The sequence below is a fragment of the Novipirellula sp. genome (genome assembly GCF_041583735.1).
In the GTDB taxonomy this organism is placed as follows: domain Bacteria; phylum Planctomycetota; class Planctomycetia; order Pirellulales; family Pirellulaceae; genus Novipirellula.
The window spans coordinates 1-3739 of the sequence record NZ_JBFHFD010000773.1; the positions used below are offsets into that span (position 1 = coordinate 1).

Here is a 3739-nt window from a genome sequence, read left to right on the forward strand (position 1 = left end):
CCCGCGATCTAGCGACAACGATTCCGTCCCTGGTATCTCATCGCAACGGGGGATATGGGTGACGAGATTCGCCAAGAGTTTCGGATGCATCCTGAGATGCTGAAAGTCACGCACGACTTTCGCGACGACAACGCGTTTAGCGCCGATGGAAGTTGCCCTATCTATTCCCATTTTTTTTATTAGTCAAAGCGATTTATGAGCGAGCAAGAAGCGAAACGTGAAAGCAAACACTTTATCCAACAGGCAATTGAGGCCGATTTGGCGGCGGGGCGTTTTTCCGGCGTGTTCACGCGGTTTCCGCCTGAACCGAATGGTTATCTGCACATCGGGCATGCGAAAAGTATCTGCTTGAACTTTGGTTTGGCCAAGGAATATGGTGGCACCTGCAATCTCCGTTTTGACGATACCAATCCCACCAAAGAAGAAACCGAGTACGTTGAATCGATTCAAGAAGACATCCGGTGGTTGGGCTTCGAGTGGGACAGTTTGCATTACGCCAGCGACTACTTTGACCAACTGTACCAGTGGGCTGAGAAACTGATCGGCGAAGGGCACGCGTACGTTTGTGATTTGACTGCCGAACAGACTCGCGAGTACCGTGGAACATTGACCGAGCCCGGTAAAAATAGTCCCTTCCGCGACCGCACGGTCCAAGAGAACCTAGATCTGATTCGGCGGATGCGTGCGGGGGAATTTCCTGATGGTTCACGTGTGCTTCGCGCCAAGATTGACATGGCATCGCCGAATATCAATCTGCGTGACCCGGTGATGTACCGCATTCTTCGTGCAACGCATCACCGCACCGGGGATGCTTGGTGTATCTATCCAACCTATGATTGGACGCACGGGCAAAGCGATTCGATCGAAGGGATTTCCTTTTCGATCTGTACGCTCGAGTTCGAGAATCATCGTCCGCTGTACGATTGGTACTGTGAAAAACTCGGCATCCATCACCCGCGTCAAATTGAGTTTGCCAAGCTGAAACTTAGCACGCTGTTGATGGGCAAGCGTCACATGTTGCGAATGGTCAAAGAGGGCTACGTCAACGGTTGGGATGATCCGCGGATGCCAACGATCTCGGGGTACCGCCGTCGAGGTTACACGCCCGAATCGATCCGCAACTTTTGTGCAGATGCGGGAATCGCAAAATTTAACAGTACGATCGATATCATCCGGCTTGAAAACGCGGTTCGTGAACATCTAAACGCGGTCGCGCTGCGGCGAATGGCGGTGTTGGATCCAATCAAATTAACGATCACGAATTGGCCTGAGGGCAAGGTCGAGATGACCGAGGCAATCAACAATCCCGAGGACCCGTCGGCAGGCAAACGCGAGATTCCGTTCTCGGGCAGCCTGTGGATCGAACAAGACGATTTCCGCGAAGAGGCGCCACGCAAGTTCTTTCGGCTCAAGAAAGGGGGCGCGGTGCGTCTGCGTGCCGGTTACATCGTCGATTGCCACGATGTGGTCAAAGACGCTGATGGCAACGTGATCGAAATCCTCTGTACCTATGACCCGGAAACCAAAAGTGGGTCCGATTCCTCAGGACGCAAAGTCAAAGGAACGATTCACTGGGTCAGCGCCGAGCATGCCGTCGAGGCGGAAGTCCGCTTGTACGACCGTTTGTTCACCGTCGAAAACCCTGGCGATCCCGAAGAGGGGAAAACGTTCCTCGATTACTTGAACCCCGATTCGCTAAAAGTGATCACCGGGTACCTCGAACCGGCGCTCGCGGAAGCCGAACCGGGCGATCGCATTCAATTCGAACGATTGGGCTACTACGTTGTCGATCCTGATACCACGCCGCAGAAGAGGGTCTTCAATCGAATCGTCTCGCTTCGCGATACCTGGGGCAAGATGGAAGCCAAAGGCAAGGCGGACTGAGCCGCTTGTGGAAGTATTGAAGTGACGTTCTTTGCTGTCGCGGAGTGACTCTTTTCGATAGCCTCGGACCATAGTCCGACAAGTTTTCGTCAATCGGATCAGCGTACTCACCCCAATAAAAAAACAGGCCACGGTAAACCGTGGCCTGTTCGTTTTTATTTTCTGAATTCGCAAAAACAACCTAGCTGTTGTTGACGTTCGCGACTTCCGCTTCCGCACTTGCATCTTCCGCGTCTTCGCCCTCTTCGATCGGAGCTGCATACCCTCCGGCGGCAAGCACTTGTTGCTTGATCTCTTCCGCGACATCCTTGTTCTCGATCAGGAAGTTGCGAGCCTTCTCTTTGCCTTGTCCCAAATACGTTTCGCCGTATTTAAACCAAGCACCGCTGCGGTTGACGATGTTGTGAGTCGTACCGAGATCCAACAAGTCGCCTTCGTAGCTGATCCCGTTGCTGTGCATCATGTCGAACTCGGCGATGCGGAAAGGAGGTGCCACCTTGTTTTTGACGATCTTTGCCTTGACCCGTTGGCCGACCTGTTCTTCGCCATCTTTCAAGGCTCCGATGCGACGCACGTCGATACGGCACGATGCGTAAAACTTTAGGGCTCGACCGCCCGGAGTCGTTTCGGGACTGCCAAACATCACCCCGACCTTTTCGCGGATCTGGTTGATGAAGATCACACAGCACTTGCTCTTGGAGATCGCACCGGTCAACTTACGCATCGCCTGGCTCATCAATCGAGCTTGCAGACCGACGTGGCTGTCGCCAATTTCGCCCTCAAGTTCTTTCTTGGGAACCAACGCGGCGACCGAGTCGATGATGATCACGTCAACGGCATTGCTCTTGACCAGCATTTCACAGATTTGCATCGCTTCTTCACCACTGCTCGGTTGGCTGACCAACAGCGTGTCGAGTTCGACGCCAAGCTTTTTGGCCCAACTGGGGTCAAACGCATGCTCGGCGTCGATGATCGCGGCGATGCCACCTAGTTTCTGGGCTTCGCCCCCGATGTGCAGCGCCAGCGTGGTTTTACCACTCGATTCTGGACCATACACTTCGATGATACGACCGCGTGGAACGCCAAAGCCGCCCAGGGCCATGTCCAGCCCCAAACTGCCTGTCGGGATGCCGTCGATTTTGAAGGATTGATTTGCTCCCAAGGGCATGATCGAACCTTCGCCAAAGGTCTTTTCGATCTGCTGAAGCGTCGTTTTTAATCCTGGCTCACGGGAAAGGATTTCCTTCAAGTTAGGATCGACTTTTGCGCCCCGAGTCGCTGCTGATTTTGCTGCTTTCTTAGCCACTGTATTATTCCCTTTCAGAAAAATCCCGTGAAAGTTCCCGCACCTTGGATCAGTCAATCTTCGTGTGAGGTGAACGTGTTTATCGTACCGGTGTAAAGCGGGACTGCCAAGCATTGCGTTAGGTTTCACAATGACTTGCTTGGTGAAACTTGCGTCTGCGTCCGATTTACTTGCCACACCCTAAGTATCCGCGCTGGTCCAGACACGTCTGGTCATCGGCCCACGGTTTTTCTGAAAATTCTTTGCCTGCACCACTCCGCAAGGCAAAACGTACCGATGCGAAGTTAGGTAGCCGTTTTTCAGTAGAGGCCGTTTGAAACCAGCTACGATTCCAGCTTCCAACCGTGGCCCGCAGCCAAACGCAACACGATCAACACTTCGAGCCAGCAATTTACGGCATTGGCGTTGCGTAGCTACGCTGCTCCGAAAACGGCATCCGGTAATTTGCTGGGTGCGGGCAGACCGATAGCGATGGCTCTTATGGACAAGGCCTTAAATATCGGCTTGTGGATTATTTGTGTTTAGGTGACGTGACGTCGTTCAGGCTGC

General features: G+C 53.2%; 2 protein-coding genes. One reads left to right on the plus strand and one right to left on the minus strand.

Features of this window, described 5'->3' with window-relative positions; translation table 11 throughout:
* The first annotated feature begins 195 nt into the window (after positions 1-195).
* Positions 196-1884 (plus strand): glutamine--tRNA ligase/YqeY domain fusion protein, encoded by a 1689-nt coding sequence (locus ABX962_RS32495; RefSeq protein ID WP_372725848.1) that lies wholly within the window; start codon positions 196-198, stop codon positions 1882-1884.
* Between the two features lie 181 nt (positions 1885-2065).
* Here ABX962_RS32495 and recA read toward each other — a convergent pair whose 3' ends face one another.
* Complete coding sequence (recA, locus tag ABX962_RS32500; protein ID WP_372725849.1) at positions 2066-3190, minus strand: recombinase RecA; 1125 nt, start codon at positions 3188-3190, stop codon at positions 2066-2068.
* Positions 3191-3739 lie beyond the last annotated feature (549 nt).